Annotated in this window: 14 protein-coding genes; 12 read left to right on the top strand and 2 right to left on the bottom strand. The window is 39.7% G+C overall.

Features of this window, described 5'->3' with window-relative positions; translation table 11 throughout:
- Positions 1-102 precede the first annotated feature (102 nt).
- The 6 genes from A9P82_RS09045 to A9P82_RS09020 all read left to right on the top strand — a co-directional run bounded on the left by A9P82_RS09045 (position 103) and on the right by A9P82_RS09020 (position 9,482).
- Complete coding sequence (locus A9P82_RS09045) at positions 103-777, top strand: response regulator transcription factor (protein WP_066206987.1); 675 nt, start codon at positions 103-105, stop codon at positions 775-777.
- On the top strand, positions 778-2,094 hold the full coding sequence (gene porY, locus A9P82_RS09040) for a sensor histidine kinase (protein WP_066206985.1): 1,317 nt from the start codon (positions 778-780) through the stop codon (positions 2,092-2,094).
- A gap of 390 nt (positions 2,095-2,484) precedes the next feature.
- Positions 2,485-3,876 carry a TolC family protein gene (locus A9P82_RS09035; protein WP_066206982.1) on the top strand — a complete coding sequence of 464 codons (1,392 nt, stop codon included), beginning with the start codon at positions 2,485-2,487 and terminating at the stop codon, positions 3,874-3,876.
- A 31-nt stretch (positions 3,877-3,907) separates the two neighbouring features.
- Positions 3,908-4,858 carry an aldo/keto reductase gene (locus A9P82_RS09030; RefSeq protein WP_066209761.1) on the top strand — a complete coding sequence of 317 codons (951 nt, stop codon included), beginning with the start codon at positions 3,908-3,910 and terminating at the stop codon, positions 4,856-4,858.
- 117 nt (positions 4,859-4,975) lie between these two features.
- On the top strand, positions 4,976-8,254 hold the full coding sequence (locus A9P82_RS09025; RefSeq protein ID WP_066206979.1) for an efflux RND transporter permease subunit: 3,279 nt from the start codon (positions 4,976-4,978) through the stop codon (positions 8,252-8,254).
- Positions 8,255-8,342: 88 nt separating this feature from the next.
- Positions 8,343-9,482 (top strand): efflux RND transporter periplasmic adaptor subunit, encoded by a 1,140-nt coding sequence (locus tag A9P82_RS09020; protein ID WP_066209759.1) that lies wholly within the window; start codon positions 8,343-8,345, stop codon positions 9,480-9,482.
- A 190-nt stretch (positions 9,483-9,672) separates the two neighbouring features.
- Here A9P82_RS09020 and A9P82_RS09015 read toward each other — a convergent pair whose 3' ends face one another.
- Both A9P82_RS09015 and A9P82_RS09010 read right to left on the bottom strand, forming a co-directional pair.
- Positions 9,673-11,565 (bottom strand): M56 family metallopeptidase, encoded by a 1,893-nt coding sequence (locus tag A9P82_RS09015; RefSeq protein ID WP_066206976.1) that lies wholly within the window; start codon positions 11,563-11,565, stop codon positions 9,673-9,675.
- Positions 11,562-11,933 (bottom strand): BlaI/MecI/CopY family transcriptional regulator, encoded by a 372-nt coding sequence (locus A9P82_RS09010; protein WP_066206969.1) that lies wholly within the window; start codon positions 11,931-11,933, stop codon positions 11,562-11,564. The genes A9P82_RS09015 and A9P82_RS09010 overlap by 4 nt, the downstream gene beginning before the upstream one ends.
- 289 nt (positions 11,934-12,222) lie before the next feature.
- Here A9P82_RS09010 and hemA point away from each other — a divergent pair, with 289 nt between their 5' ends.
- The 6 genes from hemA (at position 12,223) to A9P82_RS08980 (ending at position 19,077) form a co-directional block, all read left to right on the top strand.
- The gene (hemA, locus tag A9P82_RS09005; RefSeq protein ID WP_066206966.1) at positions 12,223-13,458 is read left to right on the top strand and encodes a glutamyl-tRNA reductase; all 1,236 of its coding nucleotides are present in this window, start codon (positions 12,223-12,225) and stop codon (positions 13,456-13,458) included.
- Positions 13,455-14,396, top strand: coding sequence for a hydroxymethylbilane synthase (hemC, locus tag A9P82_RS09000; protein ID WP_066206963.1), 942 nt, complete (start codon positions 13,455-13,457; stop codon positions 14,394-14,396). The genes hemA and hemC overlap by 4 nt, the downstream gene beginning before the upstream one ends.
- Positions 14,397-14,415: 19 nt before the next feature.
- Positions 14,416-15,120, top strand: a complete 705-nt coding sequence (locus A9P82_RS08995; RefSeq protein ID WP_197492133.1) for a uroporphyrinogen-III synthase — start codon at positions 14,416-14,418, stop codon at positions 15,118-15,120.
- A gap of 123 nt (positions 15,121-15,243) precedes the next feature.
- Entirely contained in the window at positions 15,244-15,852 is a 609-nt protein-coding gene (locus A9P82_RS08990; RefSeq protein ID WP_066206957.1) for a SatD family protein, read from the top strand.
- Positions 15,849-16,574, top strand: a complete 726-nt coding sequence (locus A9P82_RS08985; RefSeq protein WP_066206954.1) for a DUF3307 domain-containing protein — start codon at positions 15,849-15,851, stop codon at positions 16,572-16,574. Before A9P82_RS08990 ends, A9P82_RS08985 begins: the two co-directional genes overlap by 4 nt.
- 115 nt (positions 16,575-16,689) lie before the next feature.
- Positions 16,690-19,077: an alpha-ketoacid dehydrogenase subunit alpha/beta gene (locus tag A9P82_RS08980; protein WP_066206951.1), complete on the top strand. Its 2,388-nt coding sequence runs from the start codon at positions 16,690-16,692 to the stop codon at positions 19,075-19,077.
- The last annotated feature ends 25 nt before the right edge of the window (positions 19,078-19,102 follow it).

Genomic DNA, 19,102 nt, shown 5'->3' with positions numbered 1-19,102 from the left:
CGATTGGCAACGTAAAAAATCAGCGGTTCAAACCCGGTATTCTCCACGATGTTCTCTTTTCTTCTTCAAATTTTCTATAAAATTAAGGCATAGCTTTGCCGCATGAAAATTCTTATTGTAGAAGACAACAAAGAATTGGCAAGTAGTATGTTTACTTACCTTAGTGAGGAAAAGTATGTGTGTGAATGTGTATTTGATGTCGAAAGCGCCAAAGAAAAGCTCTCACTTTTTACCTATGATTTTATTCTGCTTGATATTATGCTGCCCGACGGCAACGGATTGCATTTGTTGAAATTTATCAAAGACGAAAATATCGCAAGCAGCGTATTGATTATTTCCGCACAGGATTCTTTGAATAATAAAATTCAGGGTCTCGAAGAAGGTGCGGATGATTATATCACGAAGCCATTTTATCTGCCCGAACTGCACGCAAGGCTGCGCGCCATTTTCAGAAGAAAAAACCTGAATGGCTCTCACATAATTTCCTTCAATGAAATTATTTTAGACACCGATAAAGTCGAGGCAAAAGTCAATTCCGTAGTGTTGGATATTACGCGAAAGGAGTTTGACCTGCTGTTATATTTCCTGGTCAATAAAAACCGTGTGCTTTCACGCCAGGCTATTGCGACACATCTTTGGGGCGACTATACCGATAATCTTTCTAACTTTGACTTCGTTTATCAGCATGTAAAAAACCTGCGAAAAAAAATAAGCGCCGCCAATGGCAACGATTATATTGAAACGGTTTATGGTTTAGGTTACAAATTCAAATCGTAAATGAAGCTCATCAACAAAATATCTATCCGCTTTCTCGGCGTTGTGCTCCTGCTCACGCCCGTGTGTGTTATTATCTCATACAACAGCATCCGTAACAAAATAGACAATACGCAAATTGCACGCATGAAAACCATGAATGACAATGTTGCACAATTGCTGAAAGAAGGAAAAATCTCCGACAATTATACCTTGGGAAAACCTATTCAAATCACAAAATTAAATTCTTCGCTGCCTTCTCAAAAAGTTGAAATCATTAACGGCTCTCGCAACCAAAAAGACGTTGATAAAAAAGGATGCCTGCTTACCGTAAATTCTTTCTACAATATCAACGGGTCCACATACAAAATTACTTCCTACAATTATACGACCAACGAAAGTCAAATCTTTTGGGGAATGATGTACGGAATGACATGGAAACTCCTGCTCATCATTATTGCAATAATTATAATGGCGAGAATAATGTCTAAAAAAATGTTCGCACCCTTCCGAGAATCCATTCACACACTGAGCAGTTTCAATTTAAAAAACAGGCAGAAAATACAATTGCCCAAATCCAATATCAAAGAGCTTCAGGAGCTAAATTCTTTTATACAAAACATGACCAATAAAGCTGTTGAAGATTATAACCGCGCAAGAGAATTTAGTGAAAATGCCTCGCATGAACTGCAAACGCCATTAGCTGTAATGCGCACAAAAATGGAATTGCTTGCAGAAACAAATATTACAGAAGAGCAAGCCGCACTTATTGCGGATATGCAAAATGCGATTGAGAAATTATCCAGTATCAATCGTTCTTTGGTATTGCTTTCAAAGTTGGACAATCATGAATTCAGTACACAGGAACAAATAAAATTTTGCAGAATTACGCGCAGCGTTTTGAGTATGTATGAAGACTGGATTTCGTTGAAAGAACTGTGTGTCTCCACAAAACTTGACTCGAACATTATTTTAAACATTCATCCTTCGCTTGCAGAAATTTTGGTGGCAAATCTCGTGAGCAATGCCATCCGTCACAATATTGACGGAGGCAAGCTGGACATTGTGCTTACCAATAAAATGTTGCGCATCTGCAATACCGGCGAACCTTTAGACATTCCGCACGACGATATATTCCGCCGCTTCAAAAAAGGCAATCAAAGCAGCGATGGCATAGGACTTGGATTGTCGATTGTACAACAAATTTGCAATAAAACTAACTTCTTCGTTAATTACAATTACATCAATCAGCAACATACTTTCAGTGTGTATTTCGATAAAAATTATAGGGAAGAAAACGTTGTAATTTCCGAAGAAAAAACTGTTGCGGCGGAAGCATGAAACAATTCTATGTGGTTAAATATTACTACCTCATTTTATATCGTTTTTAAATCTAACCAAAAATAAATTGTTTGATTTTTTTTATTTCTTGTTTGATTATTGTTATTAAATACAACTTTGCCAAAACTAATTTTGCGTTTATAAATTTTATCTCTAAAATCATTTTATGTTTTGGCATAAAAGTAATTTTTGTTTTATGATGTTGAACGATTTTTACAATTCAATTTGTAAACATTAGGCGGAAAACCTTTGCTCACAAACATTTGTACTAAATCAAATAATCTTATAAAATTTTCCAACTTCAAAATTGCTTCAAAAAGTTATGATTGTTTTGTACTCGATTTCCAAACGCTCACACAGTTTATCTGATTATAAAATTGATGTCAAACAATGATTATTAAAAAATGTTTCATCACTTGCTTATTATTTGGTTCTGCATATTTTTCTCATGCCCAACAAATACTCACGCTGCGCGATGCAATTGATTTGGCAGTAAAAAATTATCCATCCATCAAAGCAAAAAATGCGTATGCAAAAGCTTCGCAAAGTTTGGTAGATGAATCTAAGAGAGAAGCATTGCCCAATGTTAATTTCAGCGCACAACAATATTACGGGACAGTCAACGGGCAATACGCGCCGGCGTATGGTTTCGGTGGTTTGGGTGCAGCTTCTTCGGGCCCGACTTTTGATAAACAAAACTGGAACTCGGCATTCGGTTCGTTGTATCTCGCCAATGTGAATTGGGATTTCTTTTCTTTCGGCAAATACAAAGAAAAAACCAAAGTAGCACAGTCTGTTGCCAATATAGATTCCAAAGATTATCAACAAGAAATTTTTCAACAGCAGGTAAAAGTTTCCGGCGCCTATCTCAATCTGGTGGCGGCGCATCAGTTGGTATATGATTATGAACAAAACCTCGCGCGCACCGATTCTGTAAGGCAACTCGTTATTCGCAGAGCCGTAACCGGCTTGGTTGCCGGCGTAGATTCTTCGCAGGCAAATGCGCAATATTCAAGCGCCAAAATCACGCTGATACAAGCTATTGATAATGAAGAACAGCAAAAGCACAATCTAAGTTTGTTGCTTGGCGTAGATACAAGTACGTTTGAGGTTGATACGACTTTTATTTCAAAATTGCCGCAATTGCAGGTTGAGGATTATTCGGTTGATTCTGCAAATCATCCCATACTTCAATATTACAAAAGCCGCATTGCAGCAAGCGAAGAACAAACAAAATATTTGAAGTCGCAATATTACCCTACGTTTTCTCTGGTGGGTGTGTTGCAAACAAAAGGTTCGGGCTTCGGCAATGACTATGCAAACAATCCAAGCGATTATACACACAATTATTGGGACGGCGTGAAACCCGCGCGCGGCAACTATTTGCTCGGCATCGGTGTTACGTGGAATATTACGCAGCCGTTCAGATTGTCCAAATCCGTAGCTGCGCAAAAATGGCAAAGCGAAGGTTTGCAGCAGGAATACAATCTGGCAAGCGAACAAATAAATACGCAATTGAAAATTGCCAAAGATAAAATGACCAACGCTTTGACAATTTATAACGAAGTACCTTACCAGATAACGGCTGCGCAAGATGAATACACCCGTGCAAATACTTTGTACAAAAACGGTTTGACGAATATGGTTAATGTAACGCAAGCGTCTTACGATTTAATCAATGCAGAAACAAATAAGGATATTGCCAACAACAACATTTGGCAGGCGCTTTTGCTGAAAGCTGCAGCGGCAGGGGATTTCGGCGTGTTTGAAGGACAGCTATAAAAAAATAATTGAGAACAAAAAAACGAAAGTTATGGCGACAAAAATAAAATTAGATAATACAGATTTAGAAGTTGCCCGCATCAATCTCGGCGGTAATGTTTTCGGTTGGACGTTGGACGAAGAAAAATCCTTTGAAATCCTCGATGCCTTTGTGGACGCAGGTTTCAACTTCATCGACACGGCAGATATTTATTCGCATTGGGCGCATGGCGGTACCGGCGGACAGTCGGAAAACATTATCGGAAAATGGCTGAAAGCAAGAAACAACCGTGATAAAATCGTGATTGCAACCAAAGTGGGCGGCGCATCAGGCACGCATGGAGCGGACACGACAAAGCAACACATTCTCAAAACGGTTGATGAAAGTTTGCAACGTTTGCAAACCGATTATATCGATTTGTATTACACACATTTCGATGACGAAAAAACACCTGTTGAAGAAACTTTATCGGCTTACGACGAAATTGTAAAAGCCGGGAAAGTACGCTATATCGCGGCTTCCAATGTTTCGCCTAAAAGATTAGTTGAGTCTTTTGAAGCTTCGGAGAAAAACAATTTTGTAAAATATGTTGCGCTGCAACCGCATTACAATTTGTTGGAAAGAACAAACTATGAAACCGAGTATTTGCCTTTAGTAGAAAAATACGGCTTAACTGTTTTTCCGTATTGGTCTTTAGCCGCAGGGTTTCTCTCGGGAAAATACCGCAGCGAAGCCGATTTGAGAAAAAGCGTTCGCGGCGGCGGCGTTGCAAAATACCTGAACGAAAAAGGCTTTGCCGTTTTAAATGCTTTGGATAAAATTTCTGCAAAGCACAATACGACACAGGCAACCGTTGCATTGGCGTGGCTCTTGGCGCAGCCACGCATTGGCGCTCCTATCGCAAGTGCAACAAGTCAAAGTCAGTTGGCAACATTGTTCGCTGCGACAGAATTGAATTTGGATGCAGAAGATTTGACATTGCTGAATGAGGCAAGTAAATAATAGAGTTGTTTAAATATAATTATTGAGATTTCTCCCTATGGTCGAACTTCTTTCCGAACGAGGCACGAGTGAGAAACCTCTTCTCAAATTTTTCAATTTTCAACTTAGGAAAAAATTATGGGCTTAATAAGATTTGCATTAAGAAAACCGATTACGATTCTGGTATTGGTGGCGGCATTATTCTTCTTTGGAATAAAATCTGTAATGTCGATAAAGATTGACATTTTTCCAAAATTAGACTTGCCCGTAATTTATATTTCCCATCCGTTTGGCGGATATACTGCCAACCAAATGGAAACTTTTTTCGGAAAGCAATATATTAATATATTGTTGTTTGTGAACGGAGTAAAAAGTATCGAAACAAAAAATATTGACGGCTTAACGCTTATCAAAATCAATTTCTATCCCGGAACAAATATGGCACAGGCGGCAGCCGAAGTAAGCGCTTATTCCAATCGTATTCAGGCAATATTTCCGCCGGGTTCAAATCCGCCGTTTATCGTGCGTTTCGACGTTTCTACTTTACCTGTGGGACAGTTGGTTTTGAGCAGCGACAAGCGAAGCAGCAACGAGCTGCTCGATATGGCAAATGTATATGTACGTTCATCTTTCACATCCATTCCGGGACTTGTAGGCTCAACACCGTTTGGCGGCAATATGCGCACTGTGGTTATCAAAGCCAATCCTGACTTGTTGCGCTCACATAATTTGACACCACAGCAATTGGTAGAAGCATTGAGCAAATACAACGTAACCGCGCCTGCGGGCAATGTGCGTATCGGCACACTTAACTATGTAACGCCTGCCAATACTACAATTAAGGAAGTTAAAGACTTCGGCGATATTCCCATTTATAAAAATTCTGTAAACAATGTATATTTAAAAGACGTAGCAACTGTGGAAGACGGTGCGGACATTGCTGGAAGCGTTGCCTTGATTAACGGACATCGTTCTGTATATGTGGACATTGCGAAAGCTGCGGATGCATCTACTTGGGAAGTAGTACAAAATCTGAAAAAAGCTTTGCCGAAAATTCAGTCGCAGTTGCCTGAAGATGTAAAATTGAGTTATGAATTTGACCAATCGACTTATGTAATTAATTCCGTAAAAAGTTTGTTGAGCGAAGGCGCCATTGGTGCAATTCTTACCGGCTTGATGGTATTGTTGTTTTTGGGCGATTTGCGCGGCGCATTGATTGTAATTATGACCATTCCTACGGCAATTATTTCATCTGTTTTATTTCTCAGTTTGTTCGGTCAAACAATTAATATTATGACCTTAAGCGGTCTTGCTTTGGCAATTGGAATTTTGGTGGATGAAAGTACCGTAACGATAGAAAACATACATCAGCATCTCGATATGGGCAAACCGAAATCGCTTGCAATTTGGGATGCGTGTAAAGAAATAGCGTTTCCGAAACTGCTGATTTTATTCTGTATTCTTGCAGTATTTGCACCCGCGTTTACGATGGGGGGCATTCCGGGCTCTTTGTTTTTGCCGTTGGCATTGGCAATTGGTTTCAGCATGATTGTTTCTTATTTTTTAGCGCAAACTTTCGTTCCCGTTATGGCAAACTGGATTATGAAAGTAAAGCATCATCATAAAAAAGACGGAAGGGAATTAAGCGATGCAGAAGAATTTGCACATGCTCATTTGAAAAGTACGGAAGAAGACACCTGGGCACAGAAAGAAAAAATTATTCAGCATGACGAAAAAGAAGGCAAAAAAATTAAGGGCTTTGAAAAATTCCGTATGAGCTACCTGCGTTTCATCGAAAGAATGATGCCTTTCAGAAAAATTATTGTATCGGCATATATTATTATCGTTGCCATTGTTGTGGGCTTTTTAATTACACATATCGGTCGCGATGTATTGCCAAAAGTAAATGGTTCGCAGTTTCAGGTGCGCCTGCGCGAGCCGGATGGTACACGCTTTGAAGAAACAGAGTTAAAAACATTGGATGTACTCAAAGATATCAACGATATTGTTGGAAAAAATAATGTGTCTATCACATCGGCATTTGTAGGTACACACCCGCAATTGTTCTCCACCGCACCGATATTCTTGTGGATGGCTGGTCCGCAGGAAGCCGTGCTGCAAGTAGCTTTGAAAGAAGGGTATAAAACTAATCTGGATGAGCTGAAAGATAAAATTCGTGCAAGCGTAGCAAAGTCCGACCCTGAAATGAAATTATCTTTTGAGCCGATTGAACTGACGGATAAAATTTTGTCCCAAGGCTCGCCTACACCTATTGAAGTACGCTTTTCGGGCAGAAATAAAAAGCTTAATGAACAGTATGCAAATATGCTGATGGCAAAGCTGAAAAATATTTCTTACCTGCGCGATGTGCAGATTGGTCAGTCCACCCATTATCCGGCATTGAATATTCATATCGACAGAATTAAGGCGGCTCAATTAGGCTTGGACATCAATCAGATTTCAAATGTGATTACGGCGGCAACCTCATCTTCCCGTTTGACAAATAAAAATATCTGGGTTGACCAGAAAGCAAGTTTGAGCTACAATGTACAGGTGGAAGTGCCTGAAAATCAAATGGTCAGCAAAGAAGACATGGCAGAAATTCCTTTGTTGCCCAATAGCAATCGCCCGGTTCTTGGAGATGTTGCAACCATTACCCGCGACACGACTTATGGCGAAAACGATGACCTTGGCGCTGTACCAATGCTTACCGTTACTGCAAATCTTAATAACAAAGATTTGGGACACGCGGCAGATGATGTACAAAAGGCAATTAATTCTTTAGGAAAATTACCGCGCGGTTTAAGCGTTGATTTAATTGGTTTAAGCGAAACACTTGGCGATACGCTTAACAGCTTACAAAGCGGTTTGATTGTGGCTATTGTTGTTATCTTTTTGATGTTAGCCGCTAATTTCCAATCGTTTAAAGTATCGTTAATTGTGCTGGCAACCGTTCCCGCAGTACTATTAGGTTCGCTTGTATTGCTGATGGTGTGCGGTTCTACATTAAACCTTCAATCATATATGGGAATGATTATGTCCGTAGGTGTATCTATTTCCAACGCGGTGTTATTAATTACCAATGCAGAGCAAATACGAAAACACAACGGCAATGCGCTTGCGTCTGCAAAAGAAGCGGCAGCGTTGCGTTTGCGCCCGATTTTGATGACAGCGCTTGCAATGGTTGTAGGTATGATTCCGATGGCAAGCGGACTTGGCGAAGCCGGCGACCAATCATCGCCGTTGGGAAGAGCCGTGATTGGCGGATTGATTTTATCAACATTCGCAGCGTTGTTTATCCTGCCTTTGGCATTCGCCTGGGGGCAGGGAAAAGCAACCACGCAAAGCGTTTCGCTCGACCCTGAAGATAAGGATAGTGTTCATTTTATTCCACATCTTCATCCGGCAGTGAGTTAGAAAAATAATCATAGATGCACAGATAATTTTTCATCTGTGCATCTGTGGCAAACTATCCATAAAATTCAATTTTATCATCGATATGAAAATGAAATCCATTAATAAAATTTATGTTCCCGTTTTTGCTGTAATGCTTGCAGGTACAGCGTTGCAAAGCTGCGGCAATGCAAAATCAGAAAAGGCTTCCGATGCAACGACAGACAGCTCTTCGAGCGCCGTTACCGTCAATGCTTTTAAGCTGACTCAGGGCAAACTATCCAATTCTTTAACAATGCCAGGCGAATTGATTGCATTTCAAAACGTGGATATTTATGCCAAAGTCAGCAGTTTTGTAAAGAAACTGTATGTCGATGTGGGAAGTCAGGTATCGCAAGGACAATTGCTCGCTGTGATGGAAGCACCGGAAATAAATGCGCAATTAGATGCAGCCAACTCGCGCGTGGAAGCACAGAAAGCGATTTATCTTTCCGATAAAGCAACGTATGACAGATTGTTGGAAACAAGTAAAACGCCCGGAACGGTTTCGCCGAACGAATTGGAAATTGCCGATGCAAAACAAAAATCGGATTACGCACAATATCAATCTGCATTGGCTGCGGTAAAAGAAGTGAGCGACAATCGTAATTATCTTGAAATAAGAGCGCCATTCAGCGGCGTTATCACGGCGCGCAATGTGAGCGCAGGCGCATTTGTGGCGACGGCAGGTGCAGGTGCAGCGCTTCCTATTTTTACATTGCAGGAACAAAAGAAATTGCGCTTGGTAGTGGACGTTCCGCAAAGCAGCGCGGGAACTTTGCACTTGAACGATAAAGTTAGTTTTACTGTAAAATCCTTGCCGGGAGAGACTTTCAATGCAAAAGTGTCAAGGCTTGCAGGTGCGCTGGACAGCAGGCTTCGTTCACAGCACATCGAAGCCGATGTTGAAAACGACGATAAAATTTTATTACCAGGGATGGTTGCGGAAGTATCTATGCCATTAAGCAACAAGACTAATAAAACATCTTTTGTAATTCCTAAAACTGCATTGCTAAATTCTACTTTAGGCATCTATGTAATTAAAGTTGAAAACGGGAAAACAGTTTGGATTCCCGTAGCTACGGGCGGCGAAAATGACAGCGCCGTCGCTGTCTTCGGTAATGGCTTAAATGAGAACGATACATTGGTCAAAAACGTGACTGAAGAAGTAAGAAACGGAGCCGAGCTGAAAGGGAAATTATCCGTGCAATAATTTGCTATTCTGTATGGTTAATAAATTAAAATCGCTCCTGAATTTCGGGAGCGATTTTTTTGTTGGATTTTGCTGTTCAAGATGTTAGCGTTGGGTATTTTGAACAGTAGATGAATAGGATTATACATCCTTTATATCTGTCGTTCGGAATGCCCAACGCTAACATTCCGAACAGGAAAATTTTTATTCATCAGTTAATTAATCTAATTGATGGAATTATAAAAATTTTATTATCGGATGAAGATTTTAATTCATCAGGCGAAGGTATTTTGATGATACCAACTTTTTGTTCTGCCGACATCTTTTCATAAAGTGGGTATAATTTTTCCAATGTTTCTTTATCTATATTATAACCTCTTTCATATTTGCCATTAGGCAAATCTTTTCTCGACCATGTTGAACGAAGCATATATGTAAAAGATTCGTATTGCTCTTCAGATATGTTATCCTTACTCACAATGTATTTTGGAGGCATGGGCGGATTAATTGGTTTCCCTTTAATGTATGGATACGGTGGAGGAGACGGAACTTTATAATTTGCATCTTTCACAACTGTCGGTGGCGTAAAAGATTTCTTCACTCCATTTTCAATAACTGTTTTTGTTATAGGTATCTTATGAAATTCCGTACCTCGAATTGGGTCTTGCCATCTTTGATAGCCTTTTGTGCTTTCTTCATAATGGGCTTGGTCGTAAATATGAATTTCTACGTTGTAGCCCATTTTCGGTCTTATGTATTCTGCAAGTGCATCAACACGATAATGAGCCAATTCGTTTTTGCTATAATTTTTTAAATCTGTGTTTTTAATTCTTTCATCATTATACCAGATAGCCCACAACTCTGGATGAGCTGACCACTTTTTGATTTGGGTTTCAGTTGGTCTCTGCTGTTTCGGATAAGTGTGGGGATTGTCAAGTGCGATAATTGCAAATATCGGCAAAGTATCAGTACCAACTTTCGCTTTTTGAGAAGCGTCCATAGATTGATACATACTTTGAAGTCTTAAAAATTGACTCCTGCTTCCGTCGTAATGAATCGAATCATATCCGTTATCCGCTTTCCCCTTTTGTATTATAGAATTATATAAAGTTTTATAAGCTGAAACAATATCCGAATCATTCTCATCATTTGTTGCAAATGGTACTACTGTTTCGCTGAAATCCTTTTGTGCTGTGGCTTTTGGATTTGTAACTACTTTTTTGCTAAACCCGAAAATCATTATTCCGGCAACCGGAATAATACCGAGCTTTAAACACATTGCTTTAATGCGTTTTGTTCTTTTCGTCATCATAATAAAACGTTTTTTAGTGATGGAATAATTTGAACTGCTGACCAATTGCGAAATAGGTATCTGTGTAATTTTTGAAAGAAGAAGATTTTGATAATTAACAACATTGTTGTTTTCAACCACAACTTCATCCGCAAGAAATTCATGATTTAACTGAATTGCTCTTTTATATAAAAAAATGGAAGGATTGAACCAAAGAAACACTTTGCACAGTTCCATGAACAAAATGTCTATGCTGTGCATTTTTCTTGCATGAACCATTTCGTGCAGAAAAATACTGTGTTCTATTTGTCCGTTTTCATAATCGCTTTCCGCCGGAAAAATATAGTTGAAAAATGAAAATGAAACGGCATTATTCGGGACAAGTACCAAAGAATAATCGGCAAATTTTTGAACAACATTTTTACGAATCAATCTGTTGATTTGAGCCATGTTCATCACAAATCTTATCAACAGAATCAAAGTAACAATTCCGTAAATACTCCAAAGAATCATTGGCAAATAATTAATCGAAGTTTGCTGAACCTCAGTATTCATCAATATTTCAGAAGATTGTTCCGGAACAAAATTCGGAACGAAATTATTAGTCGCAGGCAATACTGTGTGCTGTATTTGTTCCACAACTTTCGGCGCCTGCATTTTAAATGTGATCAACGGAATGAACCAGGAAACAATCCACGCCGCCAACAAATAAAGTCTGTTGAACCTGTGCATCTTTTCTCTTTCCAAGAACAGCGCATATACGCCGAGCAACAAGCCCGAACATACAACGCATTTAATGAAATAAGTAATCATGATTTTTTCTTTTTAATCTGTTCATCAATAATATTCTTCAAACTTTCCAGTTCTTTTTTCGACAGTTTTCCCGATTGTGTGAAAAACGATGCGAACTGCAAAGGCGAGTTGTCAAAAAACTGTTCAATAATGCCGTTCACATACTTTGAAAAATAGCTCGCTTTCGTTACCAAAGGATAATATTGCCGCGAATTGCCGAAAGTTTTGTATGCCACGAAACCTTTTTCCTGCATACGTTTTAGCAAAGTCGCAACTGTTGTAGGCGCAGGTTTCGGTTCGTCGAAACAATCGATTAAGTCTTTCATAAAAACTTTCTTTTCGCGCCAGATATATTCCATTAATTGCTCTTCTGTTTTTGTCAGTTTCATTTCTATAAATTTAGAATTATTTCTACAAATGTAGAATAATAGTTGAACAAGCAAAAATTTTTTGATTATCTAAAAGCATCTTGCCGGAAACTTGGAAATAAACCGGAGTTTTAGTAAACTATAAGCGTTTCACGTTTTCCCGCAAATACCGGTTACATCCGCCATTTTTTTTACTTAAAAATGACATTCGTATGACCAATATCATTTTTTCTCATAGCCGCGCACGCATAACTTTGCAGGCACAAGAAATAGGACTATAACTTTACTATTCAGACAAGCATTGAGGGAGATGGACATTCAACATTTTTACATTACAGGCATCAACTATAAAAAAACAGATGTAAACATTCGAGGAAAGTTTGCGCTGAATGAAGAACAATATTCTTCCATTTTACAAAAGGCTAACGACAACGGATTAGAGAACGTATTTGTGCTTTCTACCTGCAACAGAACCGAAATTTATGGCGTTGCATCTTCGTCGAGAGAGTTGAAATCGCTTTTGTGCGAAGAAGCCGAAGGCGACATCAATGTTTTTGAAGAAATATCATATACTAAGAAAGGAAAAGATGCTATTGAGCATCTTTTTTCAGTTGCGTCGGGCTTGGATTCACAAATACTCGGCGATTATGAAATTGTAGGACAAATGAAGCAAGCTGTACGCATTGCAAAATCAAACGGCAATATTGGTGCATTCATGGAAAGGCTTACCAATACTGTATTTGAATCGTCCAAAGCCATTAAAAACCAAACGGATTTCAGTGGTGGTACGGTGTCTGTCGCGTTTGCCGCAATACAGTTTATCAAATATCATTGTACTGATATTTCCAATCAAAAAATATTGATTATCGGCACAGGTAAAATCGGGAGAAATACCTGTAAAAATCTGGTCGATTATCTCGGTACAAAAAATATTACGCTCATCAATAGAAGTGCTGATAAAGCCAAAGAACTTGCGGATGAATTGCAACTTCAATTTGCACCTTATGAACAACTTTACGAGAAGGCAAATGAAGCCGACATCATTGTTGTAGCAACTAATGCGCAACAACCTGTGCTGTATAAAAATGATTTGAAGAATAACGATAAAAAGATATTAATCGACCTTTCCATTCCCAATAATATTGACGTTGCATTGAAAGAAAGACCGCACACTATTATGGTCAATGTGGACGACCTTTCCAAAATGAATGACGCTACTTTACAAATGCGTGAGCGCGAAATTCCGAAAGTAAAAAGCATTATCGGAGAATATATGGATGAATTTTACGATTGGTACAAAATGCGCCGAAACGCACCATTCATAAGAGCTGCAAAAAAATCCTTGTCCGATATTAATGTTTGTCCCTGGTATCAAACATTGAAGCCCGAAGCTTTGCAAACCGAAGCGCAACAGGAAGAAGCCGTGCAAAATGCAGTAAAAAAATTAGCCGTAAAGATGCGCGAACAACATAGTGCACCCGGCTGTACTTACATCGAAGCGCTGCACGATTTTATTGCTCATCATCCCGAAAAAAGCGAAGCATGAGCAATGTGATTCGCATCGGTACGCGCGACAGTAAGCTCGCGCTTTGGCAGGCTGAAACCGTTCAGTCTTTACTCAAAGACAAAAATATAGATTCCGAACTTATCCCCGTCAAAAGTGAAGGCGATTTGGATTTGATAACGCCGTTGTATGCAATGGGTGTAGAAGGCGTATTTACAAAAACATTGGACGCTTATTTGTTGAGCAATAAAATTGACGTTGCCGTTCATTCTATGAAAGATGTGCCTACGCAATTGGCGCAGGGGATTGCACAAGGTGCAGTATTGAAACGCGCAAATCATAAGGATTTATTTGTGTATAAAAATAAAGCCGTTTACGAAAAATATTTTCACTCAAATGCTGATGAACAAAGGCTTTTACAAGGAGTTGTAGCAACAGGTTCTGTAAGAAGAAAAGCGCAATTGTTACACAAATTTCCGAATCTCACGGTTGAAAATTTGCGTGGTAATGTGCAAACGAGAATGAAGAAATTACATGAAAATAATTGGGATGCGGCAATTTTTGCAGCAGCAGGTTTGGAACGAATTGATGAACGTCCGCAAACTTCGGTTGAGATGGATTGGATGTTGCCCGCGCCCGCACAAGGCGCAATCATGATTGTATGCAGGGAAAATGATAAAGAAGCGTTTGAAAAAATCAATTCACTAAATGATGAACAAACGGCTTTGTGTGTAAAAATTGAACGCGATTTTCTCAAAACATTGATGGGCGGATGTTCAACACCGATAAGCGCCTTAGCAGAAATCGTCGATGATACAATGGTTTTCAAAGGCAATATTCTTTCGCCCGACGGAAAACAAAAAGTGGAAACGGAAAAAGAGATAATCGCTTCAAATGCTGATGAATTGGGCATTTTAGCAGCGAAAGAGTTGCTTAGAAATGGCGCAGATGAAATTGTAAAAGCGATAAAGAATGCTTAGCCGCGAGTGTACGAATAAAATGAACAAATTCGTCAAAATATTAAGTACAAAAACGATTCCCGCAGACTTGCTTCAACAAGCAAAATCGGCGAATATTATTATTGATACGATTAGTTTTATTGAAACAAAACCTATTGCTGATTTTTCAACAATAGCCAAAATCAAACAATTTTCCGGCGAAAAAATTATTGCTATTTTCACAAGTGTAAATTCGGTAGATGCAGTTTTTTCTCAATTAAATACAAAGCCCGATTGGAAAATATTCTGCACTTCGGGCGCAACAAAAAATGCATTGCTGAATTATGTGAGTGAAGGAATAATTGTAGGTGCCGAACATAATGCTTCGGGGTTAGCAGACAAAATTTTATTAGACAAAGAAATAAATTCGTACATATTTTTTTGTGGTAACCAACGCCTGAATACCTTGCCCGATAAGCTTTTGAAACATAATATACATTTGGAAGAAGTAATTGTGTACGAAACGATTTCATCTCCGGAAACGATAAATGAATTTTATAATGGCATCTTATTTTTCAGTCCGAGTGCGGTGGAAAGTTTTTTTTCTGTAAATAAAATTGATACTCAAACGGTTTTGTTTTCCGTAGGAAAAACAACTACAAAAGCGATTAGAAGATTTACCAATAATACAATTATTACAGCCGTTTTCCCAAGCGCCGAGAGTGTGGTAAAAGAAACAAGAGCTTTTGATTTTCACTCTGATTAGGCGAGATTTTATACTGATATCCTTTTACTAATTAAAATTTATAAGCCATTCTCCTGATAAATTTAATTATAAGCGATTTTGCTTATAATTTGAAATATAAGCCAATCAGCTTATATTTGTGCCATGATAGCCGTTTTAACAGGAGATATTATCCATTCCGAAAAACAACAGAAATCCTCATGGTTGAAGGCTTTGAAAAAAGTTTTATCATCTTTTGGTAAGTCGCCGAAGGATTGGGAAATCTATCGCGGCGATGAATTTCAGTTGCAGTTGCCCGATGCGAAAGAAGCTTTACTTGCCGCACTTCGGATAAAATCGTACATCAAATCCGTTGAAAATATAGACGCGCGCATCGCCATCGGTTTGGGCGATAAAACCATAAATGCCGCAAAAGTTACGGAATCCAACGGTTCGGCTTTTGTAAATTCCGGGCGCTTGTTAGATGATTTGAAAAAAGAAAAAACAAGTCTTGCCCTTGCTTCTGGCAACGATGACTTTGATAAAGAAATGAACTTAATGCTGCGGCTGGCATTGGTCAGTATTGACAGTTGGTCGGCGGTTTCGGCGGAAATAGTTTATTTGTTTTTAAGCAATCCAAAGTTGCAGCAAACGGAAGTTGCGCAGCAATTAGAAATCCGGCAATCCGCTGTGAGCCAGCGTTTGCGGCGGGCGAATTATGATTTGCTGGTGGCTCTGATTGATTTTTACCAACAAAAAATCCAATCGTTATGATTACGTTCATCAAATTGTTGCTGGCGCATTTATTAGGCGATTTTATGTTGCAACCCAACAGTTGGGTGCGCGAAAAGGAACGCCTAAAAGCCCGAAGCCCGAAAATTTATTTTCACGTTTTACTGCACGGCGCGCTGTCTTTTTTGTTTATCGGAAAATTAAATTTCTGGATTTGGGCGCTCGTCATTACGCTGGCACATTGCATCATTGATTTGGCAAAACTTTATTTTCAAAAAGAAAGAAACAAAAGAACATGGTTTTGGCTCGACCAATTATTACACATTATTGTTCTGATAATTGTAAGTTGTTTTTGGGAAAATAAACCGATTGATTTTTCCGGTTTGTGGAGCGGAAAAAGTATTTTGTTGTACACTTGCATTTTGCTGCAAACCACGCCGGCTGCGGTTTTCGTGAAAATGATGATTTCGGCGTGGACACCTTCGTACAACAATTCCATCGAAACCGATTCGCTGCAAAACGCCGGGAAATACATCGGCATTTTGGAACGATTATTTGTCTTTATTTTTATCATTATCAACCATTGGGAAGGCGTTGGTTTTTTGTTGGCGGCAAAGTCTGTTTTCCGCTTCGGCGATTTAAGGGAAGCCCGCGACCGGAAGCTCACGGAATATGTGATGATTGGCACTTTCCTGAGTTTTGGTATTGCTATCGTTACGGGAATTTTGTTTAAGGCAATTGTTCCGTATTTTATCAATGCTTAATATATTTTTTTCCGAAATTTTTTATTGCACAATCTTTCGGTTTTTCATTGTTTTGTTGTTCACATTTTCCCACACTTGCAACCAACAACCCCAAAAAATTTCTTACTTTTATCCAATGGAAAATGTAGCGAGAAATAGTGAAACCGAAGAAATGTTGTCCTTTGAAGATTTCAAAAAATCGGTTTTGAATGATTTCAAAATTGCAGTGGAAAGCCGCGAAGCAAGTTTACTCGGAAGAAGAGAAGTATTGACAGGCAAAGCAAAATTCGGCATCTTCGGGGATGGCAAAGAAGTAGCGCAGGTGGCGGTAGCACGTTTTTTTCAAAACGGCGACTGGCGTTCCGGTTATTACCGCGACCAGACTTTGGCATTTGCCACAGGTATAGGCACGATTGAACAATTTTTCTCCCAACTCTACGCCGATACCGACATTCATAACGAACCTTTAAGCGGCGGCAGAAATATGGTGGGGCATTTTACTTCGCAGAATATGGATGAAAATGGTAATTGGCTGCCGTTAGTGAATATGAAAAATTCGGCTACGGATTTTGCGCCCACCGCAGGACAGATGCCGCGTGCGCTCGGTTTGGCGCTGGCATCCAAACAATTCAGAATTAATCCTTCGCTGAAAAATGAAAAATATAGTCATCTGTCCAAAAACGGCAATGAAATTTGCTTCACAACCATAGGCGATGCTGCCACTTCGGAAGGGCATTTTTGGGAAGTGATGAATGCAGCGGGAGTATTGCAGGTTCCGTTAGCTGTTTTTGTTTGGGACGATGGTTACGGCATTTCCGTGCCTACGTCTAAGCAAACCACGAAAGGCTCTATCTCAGAAGCGTTGCGCGGATTGCAAAAAGAACGTGGTACGAATGGTATCGATATTTATACGATGAAAGGCTGGGATTATGCCGGTATGTGTGAAACGCTTGAACCGGCAATTGAAAAAATAAGACAAACACATACGCCTGCCGTTTTTCATGTGCAGGAAATAACACAGCCACAGGGGCATAGTACTTCGGGCAGCCACGAGCGTTACAAATCCCAGGCTCGCTTGCAATGGGAGCGCGATTGGGATTGCATCAAGCAAATGAAAAACTGGATTGTGGAAACAGGAATTGCGACTGAAGAAGAAATCGAAAAAATCAGGCTTGATGCTAAAAATTACGTCAAAGAATGCCGCAACCGTGCGTGGGAAAAATATATTACCCCGTTAAAGGCAGAGCGGCAAAAAGCCGTTGAAATACTGAACAGCATTACGTTTCAACAAAATGAGCTGAATAAAATTGCAACCGGTTTAGCATCTATCAAAGAGCCTTTGCGAAAAGATATTCTTTCGTCTGTGGCTGAAGCGTTGGCGCTTCTTCGCTATGATAAAAATATTGCAAAGCCTTTGCTCGATTATTATCGGTTTTCCAAAAAAGAATGGAATAAATTGTATGATAAATTTCAATACGACGAAGGACCAAAATCAGCTGCAAATATTAAAGAAATAAAAGCTGAATTTTCTGCCGATTCTCCTGTCGTGAGCGGCTACGAAGTGCTGAATAAATATTTTGACCAACTGTTTGCCAACAATAGTTCCGTGGTGGCTTTCGGCGAAGATTTGGGAAAAATCGGCGATGTGAATCAAGGTTTTGCAGGATTGCAGGACAAGCATGGCGAAGCCAGAATTTTTGATACAGGCATTCGTGAACTGTCAATCATGGGTAAAGGCATAGGACTTGCGCTACGTGGCTTGCGACCGATTGCGGAAGTCCAGTACATGGATTATCTGTTATATGCGCTTGAACCATTGAGCGACGATGTTGCTTCGCTGCATTACCGCACGGCAGGCAAGCAAAGTTGCCCCATCATCGTACGAACACGCGGGCATCGCTTGGAAGGAATGTTCCACAGCGGCTCACCAATGGGTACACTGATTAATTCGTTACGAGGATTTTATGTATGCGTTCCGCGCAACATGACACAGGCTGCGGGAATGTACAACACTTTACTGCAAACGAATACACCTGCGCTATTAATTGAAAGCCTGAACGGCTATCGTTTAAAAGAAAAACTGCCGGCAAATCTTTCAATATTTACGGTTCCTTTAGGTGTGCCGGAAACCATCCGCGAAGGTGCGGATATTACGATTGTTTCGTATGGTTCTGTTTTACGGATTATTCAGGATGCGGCGGAAAAATTGGCTGCGCAAAACATTTCCTGCGAAATAATTGATGTGCAAACTTTATTGCCTTTCGATACCCATCATCTCATTAAAAAATCATTGGAAAAGACAAACCGGATTTTGTTTGTTGATGAAGATGTTCCCGGCGGCGCGGCAGCGTTTATGTTCAACAAAGTAATGGAAGAACAGCAAGGTTATAAATTGCTCGACGTTGCGCCGCGAACGATTACCGGAAAGAATCACAAGCCCGCGTATGGCAGCGACGGCGACTATTTCAGCAAGCCGAATGCAGAGGAAATTATTGATGTAGTGAGAGAAATGATGGAAGAATAAGTCATCTTCGTTTCTCGGACAAGTA

Source organism: Arachidicoccus sp. BS20 (assembly GCF_001659705.1).
In the GTDB taxonomy this organism is placed as follows: domain Bacteria; phylum Bacteroidota; class Bacteroidia; order Chitinophagales; family Chitinophagaceae; genus Arachidicoccus.
This window is presented reverse-complemented; position numbering and strand designations above follow the sequence as displayed.

Bases quoted from the DNA above. Each gene is read 5' to 3' on its own strand.
- A9P82_RS09045 (WP_066206987.1), top strand. From the start codon at position 103: ATGAAAATTCTTATTGTAGAAGACAACAAAGAATTGGCAAGTAGTATG.
- porY (WP_066206985.1), top strand. From the start codon at position 778: ATGAAGCTCATCAACAAAATATCTATCCGCTTTCTCGGCGTTGTGCTC.
- A9P82_RS09035 (WP_066206982.1), top strand. From the start codon at position 2,485: ATGATTATTAAAAAATGTTTCATCACTTGCTTATTATTTGGTTCTGCA.
- A9P82_RS09030 (WP_066209761.1), top strand. From the start codon at position 3,908: ATGGCGACAAAAATAAAATTAGATAATACAGATTTAGAAGTTGCCCGC.
- A9P82_RS09025 (WP_066206979.1), top strand. From the start codon at position 4,976: ATGGGCTTAATAAGATTTGCATTAAGAAAACCGATTACGATTCTGGTA.
- A9P82_RS09020 (WP_066209759.1), top strand. From the start codon at position 8,343: ATGAAATCCATTAATAAAATTTATGTTCCCGTTTTTGCTGTAATGCTT.
- A9P82_RS09015 (WP_066206976.1), bottom strand. From the start codon at position 11,565: ATGATTACTTATTTCATTAAATGCGTTGTATGTTCGGGCTTGTTGCTC.
- A9P82_RS09010 (WP_066206969.1), bottom strand. From the start codon at position 11,933: ATGAAACTGACAAAAACAGAAGAGCAATTAATGGAATATATCTGGCGC.
- hemA (WP_066206966.1), top strand. From the start codon at position 12,223: ATGGACATTCAACATTTTTACATTACAGGCATCAACTATAAAAAAACA.
- hemC (WP_066206963.1), top strand. From the start codon at position 13,455: ATGAGCAATGTGATTCGCATCGGTACGCGCGACAGTAAGCTCGCGCTT.
- A9P82_RS08995 (WP_197492133.1), top strand. From the start codon at position 14,416: ATGAACAAATTCGTCAAAATATTAAGTACAAAAACGATTCCCGCAGAC.
- A9P82_RS08990 (WP_066206957.1), top strand. From the start codon at position 15,244: ATGATAGCCGTTTTAACAGGAGATATTATCCATTCCGAAAAACAACAG.
- A9P82_RS08985 (WP_066206954.1), top strand. From the start codon at position 15,849: ATGATTACGTTCATCAAATTGTTGCTGGCGCATTTATTAGGCGATTTT.
- A9P82_RS08980 (WP_066206951.1), top strand. From the start codon at position 16,690: ATGGAAAATGTAGCGAGAAATAGTGAAACCGAAGAAATGTTGTCCTTT.